The organism is uncultured Sulfitobacter sp., assembly GCF_947502895.1.
In the GTDB taxonomy this organism is placed as follows: domain Bacteria; phylum Pseudomonadota; class Alphaproteobacteria; order Rhodobacterales; family Rhodobacteraceae; genus Sulfitobacter.
Map to the genome: position 1 here is coordinate 950,756 of NZ_CANNBM010000002.1, position 24,101 is coordinate 974,856.

Consider the following 24,101-nt stretch of genomic DNA (forward strand, 5'->3'; position numbering starts at 1 on the left):
GATTTACGCGCGGGATGTTCATTTTGATTGTTGAGAAGATCAGGCTGCGGCTTGCATCTCATCACGTGAAACGACGGAGCTGACCTTCCGGACACCGAGACGTTGAGCTGGGATGAAGCCCCCGCCAGAGCCAGCAAGCGCAACGATCGTCATAGGGCCGATCACTTCATGCTGCAGCGTACGGAGGTAGCGCTTCCGCAGAAGCCGAATAAGGGCATGATATCCTCGAGCCTGTAGCTCGGTCTCGATCGTTAAATCACGTAGGCTTCTACCAGCACTGTCAGGTAGTCCTGCGACCACATTCATAGCGGCTTCATCAGCCTCAGGATCGACCGACCGAACTGCTGCAAAAATCTTGGCATTAGATAGGTCCGTGGGGTCCATATCGGCATCTGTGATCAGTCGAACGTCATCAGCAAAGCCGAGTTCTTCTACCCACCAGGCAACTTCTTGCATGTCGGCAATAAACTTGCCCGAAACCAGTCGAACTTCTGGTTTAACGGTACAAGCGATAACAGAACCGCAACCCAGTGTTGCTACCAAGTCGAAAACTCGCTCCTTCAGATTTTTCGGGTCCCAACCGTAGTGGAAACGGACTTGCTCTTGCAGCTTGACCACATCTGGCATGGAATTCAGCAAGTACTGCGAGCTCTGCTCTAATGCACTCTCGCCCTGCATGCGGTACCCTGGGCCGTCTCCGACGACCGAAATGGTCGTACAGTGACCTGCTGATGCTGCAGGTACGTCACGCTCAGCTTGCGACGGTCCGGGTAGAACAATCCCCGACGACATAGCGTCAGTGGTTGTGGGTAACATATTGATAGTCATAACTTCTCCGTTCTCGGAACATGGTCCGAGTTGAATATTTCGCTATGACCGAATGCGGAGTTGCGGACGCCCATATTTGGGTCTATTGTCAGCATTGAAATCGCGGCCGCAGTCGGTCGTAACCTTAGAGCGTCCCTTCGGGGGCGCCTTTTTTTCCTTTGGTCCTTTTTGCTGTTTGTTTCAGGACACCGATGTTTGATCGGTCCCGTTTTGATTCCACAGCTTGGAAATCACTACAAGCGTTTGTTTTCAAAGGCTTATTGAGAAATTTCCCCTTCGGGTTTTTCGCAATCCAAGAGCACAACATATAGGTCTCTCACTCCAAAGACTGGCAAAGTATGGCGTTCGACAATGAACATCCGTCAGAATAAATTTGGGCAAAGAAAAATCTTTCTGAACATTAGTGAAACTGTTTCTGATCCAATTGGGAGCGCGTTTTGCAAAGAAACCTCGCAAACTCGCGATAGTGATTCTGCATAATTCACCAAATTTCCAAAAGCACTTTGAGCAATGAATTCTGAGGTAGTACCAGCAGTCTTTGCGCCAAAGACGAACCGTGTTTCTGAGTTCTTCGCCATTTATTCTGCATCACATCACCCCTCATTGGTCGTCAGCTTTTCGCTTACTGCGCTTTCTCTCTCAGACCGCATGTGTCGGCATGTTGTTCAACACCGTCTTGGTCTGGGTATATAAATGACCTGTCATCTCGCTCAGGGCAACGAAATGCAGCATAAATCCATCAACAGTTCAATTTTCGCATCGAATGGCTATCAGCCGCTGATATACGTAAATTCAATATTATGTTTTTTTAATATTTGCGATGTAACTCTTGGAAATTTTTACAAATTTCGTCATATCTCAATGTGTCTCCTTCCCGCTTGGATTGAAGGATCGGGTCAGCTCTGGGTGCCCCGCCAGCATTACTGGAGTACATAACTGTGAACGTTATCGGGATCATTCGTGAAGCGGACCTCCTCACCAACGTTGGTCTCACCCATATTTTCAGCCGATCAGCGCAAATCTCCTGCGCACATCCGACGATTGCCAACGATACCCCGAAAGTTTCGCCCGTACTTCGAACCGACGCCTATGCAGATCGAGATGGTACATCTCTGGATATAGCGACCTATATTGCCGGCCTATCGAAAGATGCTGCGTTCCAGATCGTCGAGCAACTTCTCGGAGAGATGTATCAATATGAGGGTGCAGGGTGCTGGCTCACCAGTGATGCTGCAACGCAGCTCAGTTATCTAATAGGTTCTCCTTTGAAGAATGACGACTACGACTCTCCAGATTGGGACGAGTCCGACGGCGACCTTCTTAAACCGCCACCATTTGAAGATTTCTATGTTTTGAAATGGCCCTCATCGGTACGCTTTTCCTATGCTGGCTCGGTGCGCGTATGCCTTCAGTACTCAAGAAGCGTAAAGCTGCTAAACAAAGATACCGAAATTCGCTTCGCCGGATTTGCGGCAGATCGACCACTCATGCAGTCCCTCTCCGACCTATTTGGGCTCGATATTACAGTTGAACGTGGATTGCCGTGGGAACGCAACTGGTCCGAAGCTGCCGCCACTGAGATCATGATGCCGCCTTCTCCAATTCAACTGGAAACCGACGATCCTCGGGTGGGCGAAGCAAATATGGGGCCGTCGTCGGTCTTCTTTTCCCGCGGCCGATTAGATCTCGAAGTGCTTGCGCTCCGCGATGCTGTAGAAAATGTCAGCTGTCGAACCATAATCTGCTTGTCAGATGGTACCTTGGAAAAACGCTCGAAAGACCCATCCGCAGCCCGTAGTTTAATTTGCCGCAAGGACCGTCTCAGCGCAGTTCTACATGCGCCGAAGGGTGTCTTATATGAGAATGCACCTGACGCGAAAAATGTAGTGGTTGTTCGAGGTACAGATCAATTCCCGACGCCCGTTCGGTTCGCCGATATAGGGGTCTATAGTAACAATCGCTCAAAATCAGGTTCGGCCCCGAATTGGTCGACTATACCTCTATCCAAAGAATCCAAGATTTCCTTACACAGATGGCGGGATGTTGAACGGGCGGAAATCGCTACAAATGAATATGTGTTAATCCCTCGACGCTACCTTTTATATGCTCCGGGTCCGAGAAGGATTGGTCAGCACCGGCCAGATGTGGAAACCGCCCGGCTCGACAGCCTTTTCAGAATCCACAGACCATCCGTAGTAACCGATGACCCTCCGGAAACGGTGAATTTTAGAGAGGTCAGCCCACAGGATATCAGCGAAGATGGAATGGTTCTTGCGGCATCACGAGGCCTGACGGTAGGTCAGGCAAAATGGGAGAGCTTAGAACAACAGAAGCTGAGATCTGGTGATCTTCTGTTCACGATCAAAGGACAGGTCGGCAAGGTAGGGATATTCCTGCCTGAGGTGTTCGACAAACCGGAATGGGAACCTTGGTCGGCATCACAGTCACTCATGATTTTGCGACCGATATCAAGCGAGGTGAAAATCCATCCAGAAGTAATGTTCATGTATCTATCCGCGCGGGCGGTCCGAACTTACTGGCAAGCAATAGCTGCAGGAAACCGAAGTAAAGCCATCTCCATCCGTGACTTGGAAAACCTACGGGTCCCGTTGAGAACCGCCGATCTTCAGCGAGAGATACGCGAAATGTTTGGTAAGGTTGTCAGAAATGCACGGCGTCGGTCTGCGCTGACTGCGAAAACTCAATCCCTGCGTGAACATGCATGGGCTCAATTCTCGCGGGACGAAGTGCAATAATATATGATTTCATCACTTTTCGAGGACGAGTTTCACTGAACGTTTTCATGCCCATGAAAATTCGTTTTTGAATCGCGATATACGGCATTGAACATAACCTATTCGTTACGCGGGTAGTCGGACAATATCGCTGTCCGACTGTGATACAATGGCGTTGATCTCAATAAACACCCTACAGCGGATTGGACCCCCGAGCTGTCATTTTACATTTTTTACGTAACAGGATGTAACACTACACGGGTGCGCATCGGGACTTTGTCATAGAGCTCGACAATCTGATCATTCACGAGCCTTGCGCACCCATTTGAGACAGCACGCCCGAGAGTCTTTGGATTGTTCGTACCATGCACGCGTAGTAGTGTATCACCAAGGCCTGGCTGAAAAAGATAAAGCGCACGAGCACCCAAAGGGTTTTTCAGGCCACCAGGCATTCCTTTGCGAAGGGGACCATACTTTTCCGGCTCGCGACGCAGCATGCCAGGTGTTGGTGTCCAACTCGGCCACTTCCTCTTTGCACCTACGTAAAATTCGCCTGCTTCATAAAGACCGGGACGGCCTACACCCACAGTATATCGGATTGCACGGTTATTGGGTTGGGTCCAATAAAGAGCGAAATGGTTTGGGATAACATGAATTTCGTAAGGAGCAGCCCTGATTGGGGATTTTACAACCTTGGGAAGGAATTCTGGTGGGAGATCATATTTTGGTAAGACGACATGAGCTGAAACAGGATTGTTGAGAAAAGTTACTGCTGCTCCGGTAGTCAGGATAAATTTTCTTCTATTCATTAACAAAGGCTTTCGACATATAACGAGGTAGGCGAAGCATGCAGCTCTCTGGTTCAGGGCAACATGCTTCGAGTGATTAGAAAATCTTAACTTGTGTCCCGACTTCGGCAAGAGCAAATAGTTCTTCAATATGCTCATTATAGAGGCCTATGCACCCATTTGAGGATGGCCTACCTATTTTCCGAGTGTCCCCTGTCCCGTGGACGCGATAATATTGCCATGAAAGATAGAGTGCGTGGGTGCCCAGAGGGTTATCCGGACCTGGAGGCCAAAAGTCTGGCCAGTCAGGGTTACGGATTTTCATCGACGGGGTTGGACGCCAAGTTGGTCCTTCTACTTTCTTAATCACACTTGTGTAACCGCGTTTGGTCAGCTCTTCGGATTCCGGCACACTGGAAGGGTAGAGTTTATAGACATTCTGGTCTTCAGACCAATACTGGACCGCTCGGGAATCTATATCGCAGAGAATTACACCATTCTTCAGATCGTCAAAGTGATCGCGCCAATTGGCAATCGCAAAGCCCGATGAATTCCTTCGTACAGCAGGTGCCGGAGGAGGTGGCCCGTTCTGAGCAAGAGCGGAGCCTGCTGTCAGAACAAATCCACCGGCCGCTGCTCCAAGAAGGGCTCCGCGCCTTGTGATAGTTGCATCCTTTGTAAACTTCATAGTGCATTCCTTGATCCCGCCATTTTTGAAGCTTCTACAACCTTCACCTACTGGAGGTTCAAGCGATTTCTCATCACAAAAAAGTGAGATCGATATTTCTGAAAACGTGCTGTGCGAGCAAAGTATCACCCTGCGGTTTTAGCACTGTGCGTTTATGCTCTACTTCACCACAAACGGAAGGCTATTCGCATGAAGATCGCTTGCATAGGTTGCTCTGGTCCGTAATGGGTAGTTAAGTGAAGGCCGACAAAATGCAATTTCAAGCACACTTCCCCACATACTCGGAAACTAAAAGGAACGGCAAAATGAAATTATGTATGAGTGGTCTCGGTCTTGCGATACTCGCACTCGGTGGATGTGCTGATCTTGCTGGTCAAACGAGCGCTTCCAATGACATTTTCATCAAAGAGTTGCCGGAGGGTGTTCTTGAGATTGCAGCACCTTTTCAGGACTTAAACGCAGTCAAAATTGAGCCGACAGATGGGTGCTTTGTCTACCGCTACGTAGGCCCTGTTGAGACGACATACTTGCCGTTGCGGTCAAAACGCGGAAATCCAATATGTTCAAGACCAGAAGGCGTGCCCGCAACTGGTTAATCCAGCCGCAGGATCGATTGCTGTCCTGATGCGGAAGAAGCAGGCCTGATGTTTGCTCAACTCTTTGCGGTAATTCTGTCTTCTGGCGGATAGAGGATTGCTGAGGAGCCGGTTGAGACCTGATCATAGAGCCCGTTGATGTGAGCCATTACCATTCGAACGCATCCCGAGCTTGCACGTCCACCGATTGATTTCGGGCTCGGCGTGCCGTGAATCCGCAGGTAGGTGTCGCGATTACCAACATAGAGATAGAGCGCTCGCGAGCCGAGAGGATTGGTAGGTCCACCGTCCACGCCATCGGCAACGGGCCCATATGTTGCAGGATCACGTTCAATCATTGCAGGGGTTGGCGTCCAGGTCGGCCAGTGTGTTTTGCGTTTGATCAGATACGTTCCTGGCTCGTAAAGGTTTCCCCGAGCGATCGCGACGCCGTAGCGCATAGCAGTTCCATCATTGCGGATATGATAGAGATATCGGGCAACTGCATCGACATGAACATCTCCAGGAGTCAGGCTGTCGTTTGCTTGCACAAGCTGCGGAAGAAACCGTGGATGAAATCCCCATGGGTTGGACGTGGCAGGGTCATAATTTGCGGGTGTAACCTGAGCATCCCAAGCGTCCCACTTTGATCGGTTAGAGGTTGGAGCCGCCAGTGCTGCCTGAGGTATAGGTGCAGAAAACAAAGCAGCAGTAGAGATGACAAAATGGCGTCTGGTCAACATATCAAAACAACCTTCTAGTGAGTGGCGTGAGAGACGTATGTCAGCGACCGGCCACAATTCCAAGCGGAACCAGTCACATCTTTGTGTGGGGGTGACGGATCAAGCTCTGCAAAAAGCAAACAGTTTTAGAACACTTTCACGTCGAATAATTTCCGACAAACAATAAGGATCATGCGCTTGGGCATTCACGCACCTATCTCGTTATGCTCAGTCAAACACTCTGAATGGTCACGCAGCACCTCAAGCACTTTGCATTCCGCAACGCTGTCGCCATCACATTCGGCGACCATCCGTCTCAGTTCTTTTTTCAGAGCTTGAAGCCGCTTGATACGCTGTTCGACCTGCCCGAGCTGGCGCCGTGCAATTGAATCAGCTTCTGAACAGGACTGCGCGGGATTATCAGCAAGGTCCAGAAGCTCGCGAATGGAGTCGAGAGAAAAGCCAAGTTGTCGCGAATGGCGAATAAACGCGAGGCGGTCGAGATCTTTTTCGTCATACCTTCTTTGCCCGCCTGCGGTGCGCCCAGCTTCATTCATCAGGCCGATTTCTTCATAATAGCGGATCGTCTGAACCTTCGTTCCGGTTCTCCGTGAAAGCGTTCCAATTGCCAGCATGCGCCATTCCTTATCTAAAGTCACTTGAGGTTATCTACGTTTACACACTATTGAAAATCCATAGCTTTCACAAAAACGTGACATGGTATCAAAACTCAAATTTTGTGCTTGAACCTCTATCAGCTGTAGCTTGTATCACGCGCAACAAGTGATTTGCAGAAAGGTCGAAATTTGCCATGAAAAAAGTGCGAACAACTCTGTGGTCTCTCGTAGCTATAGCCATCATAGCCGTAGGCGGCCTATGGGTATCACAGCGTGACCAGCTTCCGATTGCTGCCGTGCGCGTGGCTGAGGCAGAGACTGTATTGGCTGACTTTGAGCTGACCGATCACAATGGCATGATGCAGACCGATGAGGATTTCCGCGGGCGTTGGATGCTTGTTTTCTTTGGATTTACAAACTGTCCCGATGTTTGCCCCATGGGTCTGTCTACCATAGGACAGGTTATGGATGATCTGGCGGATGATGGAACTATTGTGCAGCCTCTTTTCATTACTGTTGATCCCGAGCGGGACACCCCCAGCGTTTTAGCTGAGTATGTTCCGCAATTCGGCCCAGGCATTTTGGGACTCAGCGGACCGCCGGAACAGACCATGAGCACGGCGAAAGCCTTCAAGGTCTACTACCAACGCAATGAAGATGAATATGCGCCCGATGGATACACCATGGGCCACACATCATCCTTCTTGCTGTTTAATCCGCAGGGCGAATTTGTGCGGATCTACGAGTACAACACCGATCCCTCCCAGATCGTATCCGACCTCAAGCAAAGGATAGAAGGGTGACAACAAATTCTCTTTTATTACCAACAGATAATCGCGGCGTAATGCTGGTCTTCGCGGCGTGGTTTATTGCCTTGGCCGCTTCACTGGCCATCCTATTTATCGGCGAGGTATTGGGGCAAACCCCCTGCCACCTGTGCTGGTTTCAGCGCGCTTTCATGTTCCCGCTCGCTGTCATTCTTGGCGTAGCGGCATGGCAGTCTGACCTGTTCATCTGGCGATACGCTCTTCCACTCGCTGCTATTGGAGGTGCAATAGCTCTGTATCACTGGCTGCTTTATGCGGGTATCGTACCAGAGCCGATCACTCCATGCACTGAATCTGGCCCCTCATGCACCGATGACGCAATGCTGATCCTTGGCCTGCCCATTCCGGCACTCTCTTTCATAACTTTTGGGGCAATATCTGCTCTGCTCCTCCAACTGCGACGGATTTCCACATGACACGCAAAACTCTTGTCCTCATCACCTTGACCACCGTGCTGGCCCTTTTCGCGCTCGGATCATGGTTTGTATCTCGCTCGAATACAGCGCCAGTTGCGACTTCGGCTCCTGCAGAGCAGCAAGAGCAACTCGTTCGCGCTTACTCCCCTGTTCTGGGCCGAGAGGACGCGCCAGTTACGATTGTGGAGTTTTTCGACCCAGCCTGCGAAGCTTGCCGCGCGTTTCATCCAATTGTGAAGCAAATCCTCGCCGAGTACCCCGAAGATGTACGCGTGGTTTTGCGCTACACACCGTTTCACGGCGAAGGTTCGGAACTGGCAATCAAGGTGTTGGAAGCTGCCAGAATGCAGGAGGTCTTCCTACCTGTGCTTGAGGCGTTGCTGGAGAACCAGCCCAGTTGGGCATCTCATGGCGCTCCAGAAACAGCGCGGATTGTAGAGATCGCAGCGGCTGCTGGTCTGAATGTAACTGCTGCCGCAGATCAGATCAAATCCCCAGGTGTCATCGGCATCCTCAATCAGGATCGCGCCGATGTAAAAGCCGTCGGAATTACAGGTACGCCCACGTTTTTCGTAAATGGGAAGCGTCTGACCGACTTTGGCGCAAAACAGCTGATCGCGCTTGTTCAGTCTGAAGTTCAAGCGGTTGCAGGAAACTGAACCGAGTGAGGATATCAAAAATGAAACGCATTGCAAAAGGCATACGCGGCCTTATTTGTACCCTTCTGATGGGGATGCCTGCAGTATCAACAGCAGAAGACACCAATGGAGCAATCAAGGTTGTTGTTGAACAACCTTGGGCGCGGGCAAGCCTTGGGACATCGCGCCCGGGTGGCGCCTATCTGACACTTCGGAATGCGGGCGAGAAGCCCGTTACACTGATCGGGATACGAGCCGATATTGCAGGCATGACGAGCATCCATGAGACACAAACAGACAATAATGGTGTCAGCAGCATGATGCCTGCTGCTGATATTGAAATCCCAGCAGGAGAAACGCTTTCGCTGAAGCCAGGCAGCTATCACATCATGCTGATGAAGCTGCAGGCGCCGCTTGTCGAAGGGGAGACCTTCCCAATAATACTGCTCTTTGCGGATGGGACAGAGCTGGAAGTGATGATGCCAGTGCTGCGTATCGGCGCACGCGGACCCGAGGGCTGATACAGGCATGAAACTTATCACAAAGTTTTTCGGTATCGGCGGTGTCGCTTTGGCCACCGCTCTTTTTATGGGCTGGTGGCAGGTCGATGGACCAGGGTCCACGTCAACTCCGCGCCAGCGCCCACTGCCCTTGACGGAAATGAACTTTGAACTGACCAATCAGAATGGTGAAGCAGTAGGTCCTAAAACCCTCATCGGACAGCCGAGCTTAGTCTTCTTTGGCTTCACCCATTGTCCCGACGTCTGCCCCACTACTCTCTCGGACATATCTGCGTGGCTCGACGAGATCGGACCCGACGCGAGTAACCTGAACACAGTGCTCATTACTGTCGACCCAGAGCGCGATACAGTCGGTGTGCTGGCTGAATATGTCTCATATTTCCATCCACAAATTCAAGGTTGGACTGGTTCAAATGCACAACTCGCCGATGCAGCGGAAGGGTTTCGCGCAGTCTACGAAAAGGTAGTGCGCGAAGATGGCGACTATACCATGAACCACACAGCAGGCGTTTTTCTGTTCAGTTCAACAGGTCGCATGGTGACGACAATTGATTATTACGAACCACGAGAATTCGCGGTGCCGAAGATAAGGCGTGCGATGCAAGACCGAGATGCCGATGGAACAATTTGAGATGCTTTTGGAAACAACGCTCCGTTTGCCAGTTCGTGGCATGGTTTGGAGAAACTTCCGAGCATAGTTCGGCAATTTAACCTGAAACAAGCGAGTAGGACTACAAATGTTTTCTAAGACGAAACTGCTTATTGGTGCCGTACTACTGACAACCATCACAACGGCGGCCACAGCCCAGACTGCTATTCATGTGGCCAAGACCCGAGGATGCGGATGCTGTTTGGCCTGGATGGACAGACTTTCTGACGCCGGATTCTCACCCGAAGGCGAGAATGTCGGCGGTGCGCTCGTCCGCCTAAAGATGGACCGTGGTATCCCTGTCTCAATGTTCTCGTGCCACACGGCAACCATCGAGGGCTATACAATTGAAGGGCATGTGCCGCCTGCAGACATCACACGTCTTCTTGAGGAGCGCCCTGATGCAATCGGTCTTGCGGTGCCTGGTATGCCAATTGGTTCACCTGGCATGGATTTTGGGGATGGCTCTGATGCCTATGATGTCTTTTTAATCAAGAAGGACGGTAGCACCGAGATATTCTCGTCCTATCCTGCGAGCTGAGTATGGAATTGCTCACGACTCTATCGCCTATCGCCTTGGGCTTTTACGGAAGTCTCGCAGCGGGTCTCATGACAGCCGTGGGTGCGGTTCCGGTCCTCTTCGGAAACACGCCTTCGCGAAAATGGCGCGATATCTCCCTTGGGTTTGCCGCAGGGGTCATGCTGGCGGCTTCATTCTTTTCATTAATCATTCCAGCGCTTGATGCAGCCGAAATTCGATACGGGGATAGCGCGATACCTGCTTTGATCGTCTGTGCTGCAATCCTGCTTGGCATGGGGGCTGTCGCGATCTTGAACGAGGTGATCCCGCATGAGCACTTTAGCACAGGCCGTGAAGGCCCCGAAGCCGCATCGCTACGTCGTGTCTGGCTATTCGTCATAGCGATTGCCATCCATAACGCCCCGGAAGGTTTGGCTGTCGGGGTGGCATTCGGCGCGGACGGGTTTGATGGTGGATTTCCTGTGGCTTTGGGGATCGGTTTGCAGAACGCGCCAGAAGGGCTGGCGGTTGCTGTGGCTTTGCTTGGTGAAAAATACTCTGCAAAACGCGCGTTTGGGATCGCGGCTCTGACTGGCTTGATTGAACCTGTCACCGGCTTTCTTGGTGCCGCAGTTATCGTTGTTGCCGAACCGCTCTTGCCTTGGGGCCTTGCCTTCGCCGCTGGTGCAATGCTGTATGTCATCAGCCATGAGATCATCCCCGAAACCCACCGCAGTGGTCACCAGAAACAGGCGACTACAGGACTGGCGATCGGTCTGGTCGTGATGCTGTTTCTCGATGTCTGGTTGGGCTGATCATTAAGCTCCCGGTGTCACTGGGGGCTTTCATTCTTTAGTCAAGCTGCGGCAGACGTACTGCTTTTTGGGTAGTTAAGCACCAGACTGTCTTGTCTCAGCCCGCAAAAATCGTGTGCTCAGCCATCAGTTCATCCGCAATCTAAGCGAAAATATCAATTGGTGTACCGTCTCGAAGCATCGCATAGATATGCTCGATTTCGCTATCAGTTACTGCAATACACCCAGCTGTCCAGTCGGGTTTGATTGGATCAATACCCGGGCGTGGACCGCCATGTATGAAGATTTCGCCACCGGGACTGCGGCCTTGTGAGGCTGCGTAGGCAATGTCGGCTTCGTTCGGATAAGATATCCCGACCGACAGGTGGAACTTAGTATCTGGATTACGCTTGTCGACCGTGTAGCTTCCCTCGGGTGTTTTCCCATCCCCTTCAAACTGCTTATGCCCAACGGGAGCAAATCCGAGGTCAAATTTATAGGTCTTCAGAACCTTTGAATCGTTGAACAAAAACAGGGTCCGGTCAGCTTTGAACAACTGCAAGCGCGTAACTTCTGGACCATTATAGGTTCGGAATTTTGTCGCACATCCCGCCAAAGTAAGAGCCAGCCCACCAAATAGTGCAAAGCGGCGTGTCATTCCTGTCATCATATCCCTCAGTCACGTTTGTGGTTGTTTATTTTTATTCATAAGCGAGTTTCAAATCAACAATTTGTCTGCTCATCGCGTGATCTACAGCCTCGAAACCGTCTCGCGGATAGCTTCAACTGGATCACGGAACTGATCGCTGCAAACGCCACCATCCGAACACGGTAAGGCCGACAAAGACGAAAAGCAAAAGGATGCTCACTGTGCCCCATCCATCAACCACTGCACGCTCTATCGCAGCACCAAAGTAGTATCCAATGCCCACCAAAAGCGACATCCACAGCAGCGCAGAGGATGCATTCAATACCGTGAACATGGGCCACTTCATTTGCGTGAGGCCTACCGGCAATGCTCCGATCGTCCGCATCCCCTTGGGATAGCGGTATATGAAGATATAGGCTGGCCCATACACATCCAACATTGCTTCGGCTTTGAGCATCAACGCCGACAACCGCGGACGTGTCGACAAAAAGCCAGTGCCATACTTGCGCGCTACCGCAAAACGCAATTCATCTCCCAGGTGTCCGCCTGCAAAGGTTGCCAAAGCGACCAGTGAAACTTCCAAAGCCCCCGTGTGCGCAGCGTAGCCGCCAAACAGGGGCAGAGAGCCACTCTTTAGGGCGCAATAGGCAAACAACAGCAGATAAACCAATGTGCCATATTGTGAGATAAGAGTGAGGAAGGCTTCCAAGTAGATTGCTCCTGTGGGGCGAGGATCTTTGATGCATCCGAGTGTAGAACATCCAGAAACCGGTAATTATCCGAGTGCTTTGAGTAGCAGAGATTACCGTGATGTCGCCAGAGCTGATACCAATAAAGTCTGCATTACGGACAAGGCTCGTTTGGCTTATCAGGAAATGCAAAGCTTAACATGAGCACCGCCGTTATAAGTATCGCCGCACCTTGGTTTTGTATGTCCTATAGTCTGCTCCATAGATGTCTTCCAACCACGGCTCTTCGGCAAATGGCGCGGCGGCAAGGACAATGATGCCGAACGCTGCTACACATGCCGCCCATCCAGATGCAGACAACACTGCCCACCCCACGAGAATAACCATATCCGCCGCGTATTGCGGGTTGCGAGAATAGCGATAGAGACCGTCTGTCTTCAACTCGGCGACCTCGCCGCTGGTCGCTCCGAATCCGATTTTACGGACGCCAATCGAGACAACAACATTCCCGATGATAATCAGCATAAGACCGATGCCCCACCGCAGAGGTGCTGGCCAGCCAAAGCTGTTCCAGTCCGCTATGCCCAGCACGAATGTTGCGATAAATATCAAGATTGTGGCAAGCCAGACCCGAAGCTTTATCCCTGTCGTGGCCTCCTTTGGGGGCCAGATACGACGCTCGGGGAATGCGATCGACCACCCGAATGCGACAAGAAGATAGCAACCGGCGATCCCGCCGACCGATATGGCAAGGACTTCGATGTTACTGAGCATGGTCATGTCCATGGTTATCCAGCGCCCCCGTGTCTTCGCCTGAACGGAGTTCCTGCCATGCTTGAACCAGAATGAGCTGAGCCGACCTCAGAAACAGGCCAGCCATGATAATTGCGACGATGAGGTCGGGCCAGGCTGAGGCCGTCAAAAGCACAGCGACGCTTGCAATCATAACCGCTACGTTGCCAATGGCATCATTGCGCGAACACAGCCAGACCGAGCGCACGTTTGCATCGCCGTCCTTGTAGCGCATCAAAAGCATGACACTTGCCAAGTTTGCGGCGAGCGCGAGTAGTCCGATCAATCCCATGATCTGCGCGCTGGGAACACCCAAAATGAAGATCTGATACACCGTGGAGCCGAAGACCCAGAGGCCCATCAACAGAAGGCTGACCCCTTTGATCAGCGCAGCGGTTGAGCGGACCTTGAGGCTCATGCCGATGACCGCAAGGCTGAGGCCATAGGTTAAGGCATCCCCGAGAAAGTCGAGAGCATCCGCCTGAAGGGCTTGCGAGCCCGCAAGCTTACCTGCCGACATTTCCACGAAGAACATGGCGGCATTGATGAAAATAACGATCCACAGAACCCGCTTGTAGGCAGGATCAACGCCATCAAACCTTGGGTTGCCAGAGCATCCGCATGCCGCTTCCGTTTTACTGAATGTTTCAGTCATTTGTTGTTCCTCATGGTGTGGACATAAAAAGCCAGCGTGGGACACGCGCGGCATAGTCTTGAAAGGGGTTTCCGAATGTCTGGATAAGGGCCGCTTCCTCACCCCTGATCTGGACCCGGTCAATCATCAGGAAGAATGCGACCACGACCAAGACTGTACTGACCGCGCCAAGCCACAGGACAAAGGCCATCAAAACGATCAACATTCCAACATACATCGGGTTGCGCGTTATGCTGAAGACGCCGCTGGTCACCAGTGTTGTTGCCATGTCGGGCGACTGAGGGTTTACGGTTGTCTTGTGGCGGATAAAGCTCAGGACGGCGGGAAGCAGAAAGAGCACCCCCGCCAATGCAGTAGCGGCAATCAGCCACGCAGGTGCTTCGAATAGTGCCAACGGGACGAAAGCTGCAAGCAACCCTGCAGTCACCATGCAAAGAGCCAATTGCGCAAGTGGAGGTATGTTCATAAACAAGTTTCCAATATCTGATTCTTTACAACTATAATTGCTTCAGTGACTAGAGGTTCAAGAGGAAAATTCGATGTTATTAATCGGCCAACTTCCCAAGCGCACGCGCGTCAAAACTCCGCCGATCCGAGACTATGAACAAATGGGTTTGATTGATGCGCCTGAACCTTCAGAAGTTAACCAGCGCCGATACACAAAAGAAGGTCTGAGCCGCTTGTCCCTTTATCGTTCATTCCCGCGATCTGGGGTTTTCGGTCGAGGATATCAAAGGGCTTTTAAAGTTGAGCCAGCATCCTGAAAAACCATGCCTGGATGCGCACAGCACTGCGGCTCAACACCTCCAATATGTTCGAGCAGGATCGCAAAACTGCGACGCCTGGACCGTGAGCTGAAACGCAATACAAAATGCGACGCCGGGAATGTGGCCGCCTGTGCAGTGATTGAGACACTTGCCGACCATGGCCTCGAGAGATCACATAAACAAGCCTTCAGTCCAAACGTGCGGCCCTTAAAGACCAGCAGAAAATACGGATGTTTGGTAATCTATGTATGCTCATAATACGAATATCATACTGTTTTAATGATAGAAATCTCTTTTGAATATGGACCGTAGGGTATGGACACACGGCACAATTCGATTGTAGATGCGCGTCTGCGAAAATTTTTTTCAAGGAAAGTGACGGCTCGTAAAGACATACTTCAAATGAAATGAACGCAACGATATTCCGCCCGGCTCACATGAAAACAATGCAATTCTGAAAAATAGATAGGTAGAACATGAACTTGATCGATTTCGCCAAAACCCTCCCAGCTGATTTCGAAGAAGCGGATTTCATTGATCATCTCAAGAAATCGGTGGATCTCGATCAAATCAAAGACCTCTCAGAAATCGAGGTAAATAACCTCTTTGATGCTGTGCAATATTTGGCCGATTACCTGTTGCTCGTTCGTGAATACAAAGGTTTTAAAGTTGAAGTAGAAGGAAGCCCGTACGTTCGGTACAGTGGTCCATACATTCAGAACTTCCTCACAAACCAGAACGAAGGGCCCAGCGATTTTGAGCAAATTGATACGCTTGGTGTCGGCGGCGCTGACAAATATCTGGGCTGACCTGAAAACGGCTGCTGTCTGTCAGCGCTCGGCCATCGATATTGCGCATCCTGATCTGCGGGTCCGTTTCCCAGTGTAGATTTGGGAAGGAGACGGCGTTGGTAGTCCATATAAAACCAAGTGGTGCGATCAATTTTGAGATGGTGGCACCGGAGGTAAAGATCGTGAGTAACGCTGCCGTTGATGCCTCGATCATAGCGATGAAGACTGAGTGCTTCGACACCGGCCTTGCTCAGCGAAGCATCAGACGGAAGGAGACGCGCCCCCCAGGTGAAACACCTCTTCTGAATATGATGTTCTGGACTTATGTGGCAGTGGATTAGCCATTGGTCCCACTTCTGTTGCTCGGCCGGATAGTGAGAAGAATCGCGTGATCTCATGGTATCTGATCCGCGTATCTTCCAGTGTTTGATAGTATCGGAAAAGCTCTTTCAACGGCGCAGAGAAATCCTTGTGTGCTGCCAGCACTGCAACGAGCGCCCCGAGGCTAATGCGGCCCTCAATTACGAAATAGCCACCCAGCGAATAAAACAGGAATGGCGTGAGCGCGGTCAAAAAATTGTTCAGCGCCTTGATGAAGAACTTCAAAATATAAATACGTCTCCGGACCTCTTCCAGCTCTCGAAAGCTGGTAAGTGTTGGCGCAAATCGTGACGAACTACCCACATCTCGAAGTTGATCGCTGAGGTATCTGCCCAAATACCGGACCTCTTTGATCCTTGTCCGAGAATATCCGTTCACACGGCGTTGTAGCTTGGGGAGGAGGATCAATTGGATCGGTAAAACGGTCAGCGCTGCAGCACCCAGCACGGGGTCCTGCATAAACATGAACAATAATATCGTGGCGAGTGTGCCACCTTGAAGAACCGGTAACGTCAGCACATCTGCCGCAAATCCGCCGATGGGTTCGACTTCTTGAGCGAGGATAGGGACAATTTCGCTCTGGTCTCCCGCATTCGGGTCGCGGCGCCATTGCCGATACACCAGCAACCGAAACCTGCGCAAAAACCGCTCAGCGACATATCCTTTGAAGACATTCAAAACATACTTGTTCAGACCGCTCGCACTTATCGCCAGCAGGTAAAGACCCGACAACGTCATCAACAGGGTCACCTGTTCAAATTCATACCCCAAGTAGGTGATAGGGAAGCGGTCTGCCTCCAATGCACCGTTTACGATCTGTTTCGGCAGCTCCAGCGTGACATACAAGATCGGCATTGCGATAAGGCTCAGGATGATCATCAATGCTTGCTGCTTGCGAGAGTATCTCAGAACAGTTTTGAAAAGGCTGGGATCAAGACCGCCTACAGTGGAGGCTTGTGGCTCTTCAAGCGGTTGCTTCCGCGACCATTCAATCAGCCTGCGTATCAGGAAAGAAAGCAGGACAGCCAACAGCAGTGCAGGTGCAAGAACGAAAATCAGATGGATGATCGGGTGAATCCAATCCGGCACTGTATCGTCGTATGGGTAGCCAAAGAACAGCACCAGATCGTGAACAACGAGGTAATATTTATCCCAGAATCCTATCACTGCTGAATGGCTCATTGCTCTGGCGCGAGGTGGTCATGCACCATAATGACGCCAAACATCCCCGCCTCACGGTGCCCCGGGACCAAGCAGACAAACTCGAGGTTGGTTTTGCTCGAAAAATTCCAGTCCAGCGTTTTGCTTGACCCGCTTGCGATCGATACCGCGTTTGGATCTTCATGCTTCATGTCTGGGTGCTCAAGCATCCATTGCTGATGCTTTTTAATCTCTTCAAAAGATCCCAGGAAAAACTCATGGTCCAGATGACCTAAATTGTTAATCACAAACCGAACGACCGATCCCTCTTTGATGTGGATCGCGTCAGGTTCGAAAAGCATGTAACCACTTTGCGTTTCCTCAATATTGATCTCGATTATGCGGGTGATCTCTTTCCCTATTGCCGGCTTGCCGATTGGAACATGTCCGGGGTGGTCGTATGCGCGGGCGTGAGGCTCATCTCCTTTGCCTGTGCTTGCCTCTACGCCCATCGCAGCAATACTCATACCGCTCAGGATGAGAAGAGCCGTAAAGATAATCTTCATTTCATGCTCCATATAACCAATGTTTTTATTGGGGGACGTTGACACAAACGTGAATCCGTTTGGTCAATCGAAAGGAGGCGATGAAACACATCGCCTCCAGACCCTATTACTTAAGTTGTGTAACGGTCAGCTTGCCTTTGACCGGCTCGGCGATGAATTCGATCTCCTGCCCTTCGGACAGTTTGGAGATCATCGCCTCGTCTGCGCGAAACACCATCTTCATAGCAGGCATATCGAGGTTCAGCAGAGGACCGTGGTCAATCGTGACCTTGCCACCTTTTGCGTCCACCTTTGTCACTTTGCCTTTGGTGTACTCCACCTCAGCCTGTGCAATCTGCACATCTGCTGCCGCCATTGTCATGCTTGCCTTCATTGCGTGTTCGCCAACAGCAACCGCGCGATACATACCGGACTCGTAGTGACCCGGAATGAGGCACGCAGCCTCGAACGCGCCATCATTTGCAAAGGTCCAGATCACTTCGCCCGAAGCACCGGCATCAAGGTTGATGCGGTTTGGATCGTCATGCTCCATCATCATCTTGGCCATTTCGATCTTGTGCTCGGCGTTGCGCTCCATCGTGTCCAATACGAACTCATGCTCCAGTTCGCCCTTGTTCTCTATGACAAAACGGATCGTTTCACCTGTTTTGAAGGTCATCTCGTCACCCTCAAGGAGCATCTTGCCATCGTCCGTTTCAACCATGGTCACATTGATTGTCCGGTCCACCTTTGTGGCGTCACCTGGCATCCCGATCATCATCATTTCAGCGTGGGCATCACCGTGTCCCGCACCATGGTTGCCGTGGCCTTCGGCCTCTTCAACCTTTACCTCGGAGTGCTTTGTAGCGTGCTCGCCACTTGCGAATGCAGGTGCTCCAAAAGAGAGGGCAATCGCAGTTGTCAAAAGAAGGTTTTTCATCATTTTTCCAGTGTTTTAGAAGTTTTAATTACACGATGGGCCGGTTCAGCCCTTTTGCGTTGGTTTCGGTGTCAGAATGGTCTTGGGGCTGTTGTTGGACGCGAACTCCGGCAGCTCGCCGGTCCACTCATACGCCTGCTCGCCGGGAGGGTTTTCATACCAGCCAGGGTCCTCATAATCGTCTGCTTCTATTCCCTCGCGGACCTTTACGACCGAGAACATACCGCCCATCTCAATGGGTCCGTGGGGACCCCAACCGTTCATCATCGGAATAGTGTTATCCGGTAACTCCATGGTCATTTTGCCCATGTCACCCATGCCCGCTGTGCCCATTGGCATATATTCGGGCTGGAACGACCGGATTTTCTGGGTGAGCTGTTTTTTATCGACACCGATAAATGTCGGCACGTCGTGACCCATAGCATTCATCGTATGGTGCGATTTGTGGCAGTGGATGGCCCAATCGCCCAAGTGCTCGGCGGTGAACTCATATGCCCTCATCGCGCCTACAGGGATGTCGATGCTGACTTCGGGCCACTGCGCGCTTTCTGGCACCCAGCCACCATCGGTGCAGGTTACTTTGAAGTCATAGCCGTGCATGTGGATCGGGTGATTTGTCATCGTGAGGTTCCCCACACGCACGCGCACCTTATCACCGCGGTTGACCACCAGTGGGTCGATGTCAGGGAAAATCCGGCTGTTCCATGTCCACAGGTTGAAGTCCGCCATCGTCATGATGCGCGGGACATAAGTGCCCGGATCAATATCGAAAGCATTGAGCATGATCAGGAAATCGCGATCAACTGGCATGAATGTCGGATCCTTCGGGTGGACCACAAACATGCCCATCATTCCCATTGCCATCTGCACCATCTCATCCGCGTGCGGGTGATACATGAAAGTGCCGGATTTGATCAGGTCGAACTCATAGACAAAGGTTTTGCCCGGTTTAATCCCCGGATGGCTGAGACCCACAACACCGTCCATACCCGAGGGCAGGATCAGGCCGTGCCAATGCACGGAGGTATTCTCAGGCAGTTTGTTGGTGACATATATCCGCACGCGGTCACCTTCGACAGCCTCGATCGTGGGACCGGTCGACTGGCCGTTATATCCCCAGAGATGGGCGATCATACCATCGGCCAGCTCGCGCTCCACCGGCTCGGCGACAAGGTGGAATTCCTTGACCCCATTGTTCATCCGGTGCGGCAAAGTCCAGCCGTTCAACGTGACAACAGGATTATAATCCACACCCGATGACGGGCGTGGCGTGATCGCGGTTGCGGCACTGTCCATTTGCGCTGCTTCCGGCAAGCCCATGTTCAGGGTCTTGCCCCAAGCTTGGGAAGAGACAAGCGTTGCACCAGCAGCACCTGCTCCGAGTAATTGACGTCTGTTCAACATTTCAAATTTCCTTTTCAGTGTCCTGCGCCGCCACCAGCGGCAACTGTTGCGCCTTCTCCAGCAGCACCACCGCCACCTGCACCACCGCCATAAATGGCAGCTGTCAGATCGGCCTGAGCCATGTAGAAGTCGCTCTTTGCATTTGCTGCCTCAAGAGACGCGCTCAACTTCTCGCGCACATCTGTCAGCAGTTCGAATGTGTTTGTGATCATGCCGTTGTAGGACAGCAGACCTTCCTCCTCGACGGTCTGGCGCAGAGGGAGCAAAACGTCCTGATAATGGCGCGCAATCTTATACGAGGCATGATAAGACGCCTCTGCACCGCGTGCCTCGGAGCGCACATTCACGGCCGTTTCGGCAAGCACATTTGCGGCCTGCAGATACGACAGCTCTGCCTTGCGCATCCGCGCCTTGCCCGTGTCGTAAATCGGGATTGCGAACTCCAGCTCCACCTGAGGTGTCAGGACCTTTTCGGTATCCCCATCCTCGCCTGCCTCGCGTTCAAATTCGGCGCCGCCGACGATTTCAAGATCGCTGACAATGCGGGTTTGATCCGTAAGACCGAATGCTGCCGCTTGGGCTTCAAGACCCAGTTTTGCTACACGCAGGTCAACGCGATTTCGTAATGCCTTCGCTTCGATGTTTCCAATGTTGCCGACTGACTTGGGCAAAGCAGGCAATGCATCGGGCACATAGTAGTCAACCTCGGTTCCCCAGAGGCCCATTAACCGTGTCAGTTCCTCTTTCGACTTGGTTGCATTCAGACGTGCCTTTGCGAGCTGTCCTGCCAACTCGGCATTGAACGCCTGCTCACGGGCCTGTCCTGCCTTGTTCAGAGCACCCGTCTCACCCAGCTTCCGCGCCAATTCCGACCCGGCGTCAGATGTTACTTTCGCCCGCTTGAGGTATCCAACCGCCTCAAACGCAGCTACGGACGCAATCCATGCCTGACGGGTCTGATTTGCCAGTGCGAGGGTGTCATTAACGGCACTCAGCTGTGCTTGGCGAAAGCCGGCATCAGCAATCTCACGGCGCTGTTTGCGCGTTGTCGCATCCAGAATATTTGCGCGTATCAAACCTTCGATGGCGCGGTAGGCACCCAGTTCAGGCGCACCTATCCCCAATATGCCGATCGATACCACAGGGTTCTCTGGCGTTGATTGCTGCCATGCGTCAGCAGCTGACAATCCTACGTTTGCATAGGATGCCTGAAGCCCTTTGTTGTTGAGCAATGCCACCTGAACGGCCGTATCAGCCGAGATTGTCTTACGATGCACCATCGCATGGACTTGTTTTTTCAAAGCCTCGTTTTCAGCCTGGGTTTCGGCAAATACAGTTCGCTTGCCTATTGCAGGTGTCACCTGGCTTGCAACGTTGGCAAAGCCTGCTTTGGGCTCGGTATAGGCGCCAGGCACTGCCACAGCGCACGCCCCCAAAAACAGCGGGAAACCTGCAATCAGCGGTAATTTAGAAATACGCATCAATTTCCCTCCGACTGTTCTTCGTTGACGGTGCGCCAATCGCGAGGGCCGGTCGGGCCGCGATATGTGTATCCGGCGAGGGGATCTTGATACCTCACAGGCGACACAACGGCCGTGTTCGTAGCTGCATGTTGCGCCGCAACGACGGGCAATGGCGTTGCCGTATAAGGCAAAGGCTTGAGTTCTTGCGCGCATGCGCCAAGAGCAAGGGCCGAGGCCCCCAAAAGTATTTGAATTTTCATGGATCGTGCCTGACTGATGAACTTCGGAACCGCGTGCAAATCACGCGAAACGAAGGCCCTGTTAAGAGCCTATGATCAGATCAGAAATTGGGGAGGGCGCATCAAGCCTGAAGGCTCGGTCGAGCGCGCCTGAGCTTGAAGGGGGGCATAACGGTCAGCAATGGTATGCCCCACAAACACTGGGGCCGTCTCATTAAGGACTACAGAACTGCAAATACCGCTACAGCATTTACCCGCCGCGTGGTCTTCCCCGTCGGCACTGTCCACAGCCCCACATTTCCCAGCCACTTGAGCAACCTGCGACATGTCATGGGTTTGGTGATCAGCACCAACTGTCATAGTCTCGACAGCAGAATGTTGGCCACCATGCATGGATGCTGATGCATGGGCAGCGGAGGGTGGAAGGAGCACCAAAGCAAAGACGAACGCAGCGCAAGCCATCGTTTTCATCATTGCATATATGGGATTAAGCATGCTCATCCCACACATTTGGGCAACTCGCTTCCTTCTGTCAATCCATCCAGCGCAGGAAGGTTGGCAAATTTTTCGTGATACAAGCGTAGATGCGCCGATCACGGCCACTTTGACCGATACACCTCAAAGCATCCGTGCCAACATCCATCCACCCATTCCAAGCATCATCAGATTTTCAGTCAACGAGATAAAGCCGAGCGGCACATTGCTACTGCCGCCCACGCAGGCGCATTTCAGCTCGCGTTTGTCGATATAAACTGCCTTGATGACCGAAATCGCCCCAATACCGCCGATGATAATTGCGACAGGGGCTGCCAGCCACAGCAGCGCGCCTGCTGTCATGGCGATACCGGCAAACGCCTCACCGAAGGGGTAGACCTTGCCATAAGGCACCCAACGCTGCGCCAGCAGATCATAGTTGAGGAACATCGTCGAGAAACTCTCGATATCTTGCAGCTTTTGAACGGCCAGAAAGCACATGGAGATCGAGATGAACCATTCAAACGCGCGCAGGGTGAAGATGTTTTCAAAACTATACCATGATAACCCAAGCGCCATCAGAGCCGCCACTGCGAAGATCGCAATGACCGGTTGATAAGAGGTATCGGATTGCTCCTCCTTGGGTTTATCCAGATCGAAGTGAATGCGCAGGTCATCGTATCCGCCAATACGTTCCCCGTCGATAAAAGTCTGCGGCGTTGTCTCTACCTGATGCTCCTCCATGAACGCATCGGTCTGCTCGCGGGTCTCAAGCGGGTGATCTTCGACATCATACCCTTGCCGCTCCAAAAGATCCTTGGATTTCAGACCATAGGGACATGTGTGGTCGGGCGTGACCATGCGGTAAAGTTTGGCTGCTCGGGTATCGTGATCCTTGGGCATATCCATCTCCTTCATTTACCGTCCATTTCCGGTGTTGCGGCGGGGCCGCCTTCCAGATCGATGATCAGCGCTTTCATCTCGGAAATCTCCAAACGCTGCGCCTCAATGATGTCATCGGCCAGCTTGCGCACACGCGGGTCTGTGATGTTTGCCCGCTCCGAGGTGAGAATTGCGATGGAGTGATGTGGGATCATCGCGCGCATCCAGGATGTGTCATCGACCGTGGCCTGACTGCGCACCGCAAATAGCGCGATACCAAAGACCAGTGCGCTGCCCGCAAATATCGCCATGTTCGCAGCGCGGTTGGTATACATGCCCAGCATAAATGCCAGCATGATCACGGCCATCACTGCGCCCATATAGAGAGCCATATAGCTGCGAGTTTCGCTGAAAAAGACATGATCCAGCGCGTAGGTGTTGAGATACATCAAGCCGAACATCACTATCGTTGATGTGATGATCATTGCGAAAAAACGTGTGTAAGACATGGGAATTCCTCCTCTGAATAATTGCGTGTTCAGGAAAGAAACAAACTTCCAGCGCTGGAGGGTTCCACAATTATGTCGGAAACTTCTCCAGCTTCGCAAGGATCGGGCAGTCTGGACGGCCATCACCGGCGCATGTCTGCACCAAATGGGAAAGCGTATCGCGTATCGCTTGCAGGTCCGCGATCTTACGCTCGATCTGCTCCAGATGCTCCTTTGCGATGGCACGCACATCGGCGCTTGCACGATCCTGATCATCCCAAAGCGCCAGTAGGTTGCGGCAATCCTCGATGGTGAACCCCAGCGCCCGGGAGCGGCCCAGAAACGCCAGCTTGTGCATGTCGCTTTCGCGGAAACTACGGTAGCCATTTGTGTCACGCAATGGTGTGATCAGGCCGATATCCTCATAATACCGTATAGTTTTAGCAGGCAGGCCGGATTTCTTTGCAACTTCGCCGATGTTCAT

The 24,101-nt window shown here is 52.0% G+C and carries 30 protein-coding genes; 12 read left to right on the plus strand and 18 right to left on the minus strand.

The window, feature by feature from the left end:
* Window positions 1-39: 39 nt before the first annotated feature.
* Entirely contained in the window at window positions 40-828 is a 789-nt protein-coding gene (locus Q0903_RS12620) for a hypothetical protein (RefSeq protein ID WP_299415787.1), read from the minus strand.
* A gap of 938 nt (window positions 829-1,766) precedes the next feature.
* Here Q0903_RS12620 and Q0903_RS12625 point away from each other — a divergent pair.
* On the plus strand, window positions 1,767-3,584 hold the full coding sequence (locus tag Q0903_RS12625) for a hypothetical protein (protein ID WP_299415789.1): 1,818 nt from the start codon (window positions 1,767-1,769) through the stop codon (window positions 3,582-3,584).
* Between the two features lie 212 nt (window positions 3,585-3,796).
* Here Q0903_RS12625 and Q0903_RS12630 read toward each other — a convergent pair whose 3' ends face one another.
* Together Q0903_RS12630 and Q0903_RS12635 are read right to left on the minus strand one after the other, a co-directional pair.
* Window positions 3,797-4,372: a L,D-transpeptidase gene (locus Q0903_RS12630; protein ID WP_299415790.1), complete on the minus strand. Its 576-nt coding sequence runs from the start codon at window positions 4,370-4,372 to the stop codon at window positions 3,797-3,799.
* Window positions 4,373-4,448: 76 nt separating this feature from the next.
* Window positions 4,449-5,039, minus strand: a complete 591-nt coding sequence (locus Q0903_RS12635) for a L,D-transpeptidase (RefSeq protein ID WP_299415793.1) — start codon at window positions 5,037-5,039, stop codon at window positions 4,449-4,451.
* Window positions 5,040-5,275: 236 nt separating this feature from the next.
* Between Q0903_RS12635 and Q0903_RS12640 the strand changes: the two genes are divergently transcribed.
* Entirely contained in the window at window positions 5,276-5,635 is a 360-nt protein-coding gene (locus tag Q0903_RS12640; protein ID WP_299415795.1) for a hypothetical protein, read from the plus strand.
* Window positions 5,636-5,691: 56 nt separating this feature from the next.
* Here Q0903_RS12640 and Q0903_RS12645 read toward each other — a convergent pair whose 3' ends face one another.
* Both Q0903_RS12645 and Q0903_RS12650 read right to left on the minus strand, forming a co-directional pair.
* A complete protein-coding gene (locus Q0903_RS12645; RefSeq protein ID WP_299415797.1) occupies window positions 5,692-6,357 on the minus strand; it encodes a L,D-transpeptidase in 666 nt (221 codons plus the stop codon).
* 185 nt (window positions 6,358-6,542) lie between these two features.
* Window positions 6,543-6,971: a helix-turn-helix domain-containing protein gene (locus Q0903_RS12650; RefSeq protein ID WP_299415799.1), complete on the minus strand. Its 429-nt coding sequence runs from the start codon at window positions 6,969-6,971 to the stop codon at window positions 6,543-6,545.
* Window positions 6,972-7,147: 176 nt separating this feature from the next.
* On the opposite strand from Q0903_RS12650, the gene Q0903_RS12655 reads away from it, so the two are divergent.
* From Q0903_RS12655 to Q0903_RS12685, 7 genes are all read left to right on the plus strand, one after another.
* Window positions 7,148-7,756, plus strand: a complete 609-nt coding sequence (locus Q0903_RS12655) for an SCO family protein (protein ID WP_299415802.1) — start codon at window positions 7,148-7,150, stop codon at window positions 7,754-7,756.
* Window positions 7,757-7,797: 41 nt separating this feature from the next.
* On the plus strand, window positions 7,798-8,196 hold the full coding sequence (locus tag Q0903_RS12660) for a disulfide bond formation protein B (protein WP_299416083.1): 399 nt from the start codon (window positions 7,798-7,800) through the stop codon (window positions 8,194-8,196).
* Window positions 8,193-8,855 (plus strand): thioredoxin domain-containing protein, encoded by a 663-nt coding sequence (locus Q0903_RS12665; protein ID WP_299415806.1) that lies wholly within the window; start codon window positions 8,193-8,195, stop codon window positions 8,853-8,855. Before Q0903_RS12660 ends, Q0903_RS12665 begins: the two co-directional genes overlap by 4 nt.
* Window positions 8,856-8,875: 20 nt before the next feature.
* Window positions 8,876-9,355: a copper chaperone PCu(A)C gene (locus Q0903_RS12670; protein ID WP_299415809.1), complete on the plus strand. Its 480-nt coding sequence runs from the start codon at window positions 8,876-8,878 to the stop codon at window positions 9,353-9,355.
* 7 nt (window positions 9,356-9,362) lie between these two features.
* The gene (locus tag Q0903_RS12675; RefSeq protein WP_299415811.1) at window positions 9,363-9,986 is read left to right on the plus strand and encodes an SCO family protein; all 624 of its coding nucleotides are present in this window, start codon (window positions 9,363-9,365) and stop codon (window positions 9,984-9,986) included.
* A gap of 106 nt (window positions 9,987-10,092) precedes the next feature.
* The gene (locus tag Q0903_RS12680) at window positions 10,093-10,545 is read left to right on the plus strand and encodes a DUF411 domain-containing protein (protein WP_299415814.1); all 453 of its coding nucleotides are present in this window, start codon (window positions 10,093-10,095) and stop codon (window positions 10,543-10,545) included.
* Between the two features lie 2 nt (window positions 10,546-10,547).
* Window positions 10,548-11,339: a ZIP family metal transporter gene (locus Q0903_RS12685; RefSeq protein ID WP_299415843.1), complete on the plus strand. Its 792-nt coding sequence runs from the start codon at window positions 10,548-10,550 to the stop codon at window positions 11,337-11,339.
* A 142-nt stretch (window positions 11,340-11,481) separates the two neighbouring features.
* On the opposite strand, the gene Q0903_RS12690 is transcribed toward Q0903_RS12685, so the two are convergent.
* From Q0903_RS12690 to Q0903_RS12710, 5 genes are all read right to left on the minus strand, one after another.
* Window positions 11,482-11,976 (minus strand): L,D-transpeptidase family protein, encoded by a 495-nt coding sequence (locus tag Q0903_RS12690; protein WP_299415845.1) that lies wholly within the window; start codon window positions 11,974-11,976, stop codon window positions 11,482-11,484.
* Window positions 11,977-12,109: 133 nt separating this feature from the next.
* Window positions 12,110-12,676 (minus strand): DedA family protein, encoded by a 567-nt coding sequence (locus Q0903_RS12695; RefSeq protein ID WP_299415848.1) that lies wholly within the window; start codon window positions 12,674-12,676, stop codon window positions 12,110-12,112.
* A 193-nt stretch (window positions 12,677-12,869) separates the two neighbouring features.
* Window positions 12,870-13,430: a PEMT/PEM2 methyltransferase family protein gene (locus tag Q0903_RS12700; RefSeq protein WP_299415850.1), complete on the minus strand. Its 561-nt coding sequence runs from the start codon at window positions 13,428-13,430 to the stop codon at window positions 12,870-12,872.
* Entirely contained in the window at window positions 13,420-14,103 is a 684-nt protein-coding gene (locus Q0903_RS12705) for a cation transporter (RefSeq protein WP_299415853.1), read from the minus strand. The genes Q0903_RS12700 and Q0903_RS12705 overlap by 11 nt, the downstream gene beginning before the upstream one ends.
* Before the next feature lie 10 nt (window positions 14,104-14,113).
* Window positions 14,114-14,569, minus strand: a complete 456-nt coding sequence (locus Q0903_RS12710; protein WP_299415856.1) for an isoprenylcysteine carboxylmethyltransferase family protein — start codon at window positions 14,567-14,569, stop codon at window positions 14,114-14,116.
* A 73-nt stretch (window positions 14,570-14,642) separates the two neighbouring features.
* Between Q0903_RS12710 and Q0903_RS19775 the strand changes: the two genes are divergently transcribed.
* The 3 genes from Q0903_RS19775 (at window position 14,643) to Q0903_RS12720 (ending at window position 15,679) form a co-directional block, all read left to right on the plus strand.
* Window positions 14,643-14,867: a MerR family transcriptional regulator gene (locus Q0903_RS19775; RefSeq protein ID WP_366141496.1), complete on the plus strand. Its 225-nt coding sequence runs from the start codon at window positions 14,643-14,645 to the stop codon at window positions 14,865-14,867.
* Entirely contained in the window at window positions 14,851-14,961 is a 111-nt protein-coding gene (locus Q0903_RS12715) for a hypothetical protein (RefSeq protein ID WP_299415858.1), read from the plus strand. Before Q0903_RS19775 ends, Q0903_RS12715 begins: the two co-directional genes overlap by 17 nt.
* A gap of 385 nt (window positions 14,962-15,346) precedes the next feature.
* Window positions 15,347-15,679, plus strand: a complete 333-nt coding sequence (locus tag Q0903_RS12720; protein ID WP_299415861.1) for a hypothetical protein — start codon at window positions 15,347-15,349, stop codon at window positions 15,677-15,679.
* Window positions 15,680-15,922: 243 nt separating this feature from the next.
* On the opposite strand, the gene Q0903_RS12725 is transcribed toward Q0903_RS12720, so the two are convergent.
* The 8 genes from Q0903_RS12725 to cueR all read right to left on the minus strand — a co-directional run bounded on the left by Q0903_RS12725 (window position 15,923) and on the right by cueR (window position 24,101).
* Window positions 15,923-17,224 carry an ABC transporter ATP-binding protein gene (locus Q0903_RS12725; protein ID WP_299415863.1) on the minus strand — a complete coding sequence of 434 codons (1,302 nt, stop codon included), beginning with the start codon at window positions 17,222-17,224 and terminating at the stop codon, window positions 15,923-15,925.
* Window positions 17,221-17,748, minus strand: coding sequence for a plastocyanin/azurin family copper-binding protein (locus Q0903_RS12730; protein WP_299415865.1), 528 nt, complete (start codon window positions 17,746-17,748; stop codon window positions 17,221-17,223). Before Q0903_RS12730 ends, Q0903_RS12725 begins: the two co-directional genes overlap by 4 nt.
* Before the next feature lie 106 nt (window positions 17,749-17,854).
* Complete coding sequence (locus tag Q0903_RS12735; RefSeq protein WP_299415868.1) at window positions 17,855-18,667, minus strand: copper-binding protein; 813 nt, start codon at window positions 18,665-18,667, stop codon at window positions 17,855-17,857.
* A 45-nt stretch (window positions 18,668-18,712) separates the two neighbouring features.
* The gene (locus tag Q0903_RS12740; RefSeq protein ID WP_299030600.1) at window positions 18,713-20,071 is read right to left on the minus strand and encodes a copper oxidase; all 1,359 of its coding nucleotides are present in this window, start codon (window positions 20,069-20,071) and stop codon (window positions 18,713-18,715) included.
* A gap of 14 nt (window positions 20,072-20,085) precedes the next feature.
* Window positions 20,086-21,552: a TolC family protein gene (locus tag Q0903_RS12745; protein WP_299415871.1), complete on the minus strand. Its 1,467-nt coding sequence runs from the start codon at window positions 21,550-21,552 to the stop codon at window positions 20,086-20,088.
* An 839-nt stretch (window positions 21,553-22,391) separates the two neighbouring features.
* On the minus strand, window positions 22,392-23,150 hold the full coding sequence (locus Q0903_RS12750) for a MauE/DoxX family redox-associated membrane protein (protein ID WP_299416086.1): 759 nt from the start codon (window positions 23,148-23,150) through the stop codon (window positions 22,392-22,394).
* An 11-nt stretch (window positions 23,151-23,161) separates the two neighbouring features.
* A complete protein-coding gene (locus Q0903_RS12755) occupies window positions 23,162-23,638 on the minus strand; it encodes a DUF305 domain-containing protein (protein WP_299030603.1) in 477 nt (158 codons plus the stop codon).
* A 70-nt stretch (window positions 23,639-23,708) separates the two neighbouring features.
* A complete protein-coding gene (gene cueR / locus Q0903_RS12760) occupies window positions 23,709-24,101 on the minus strand; it encodes a Cu(I)-responsive transcriptional regulator (protein WP_299415874.1) in 393 nt (130 codons plus the stop codon).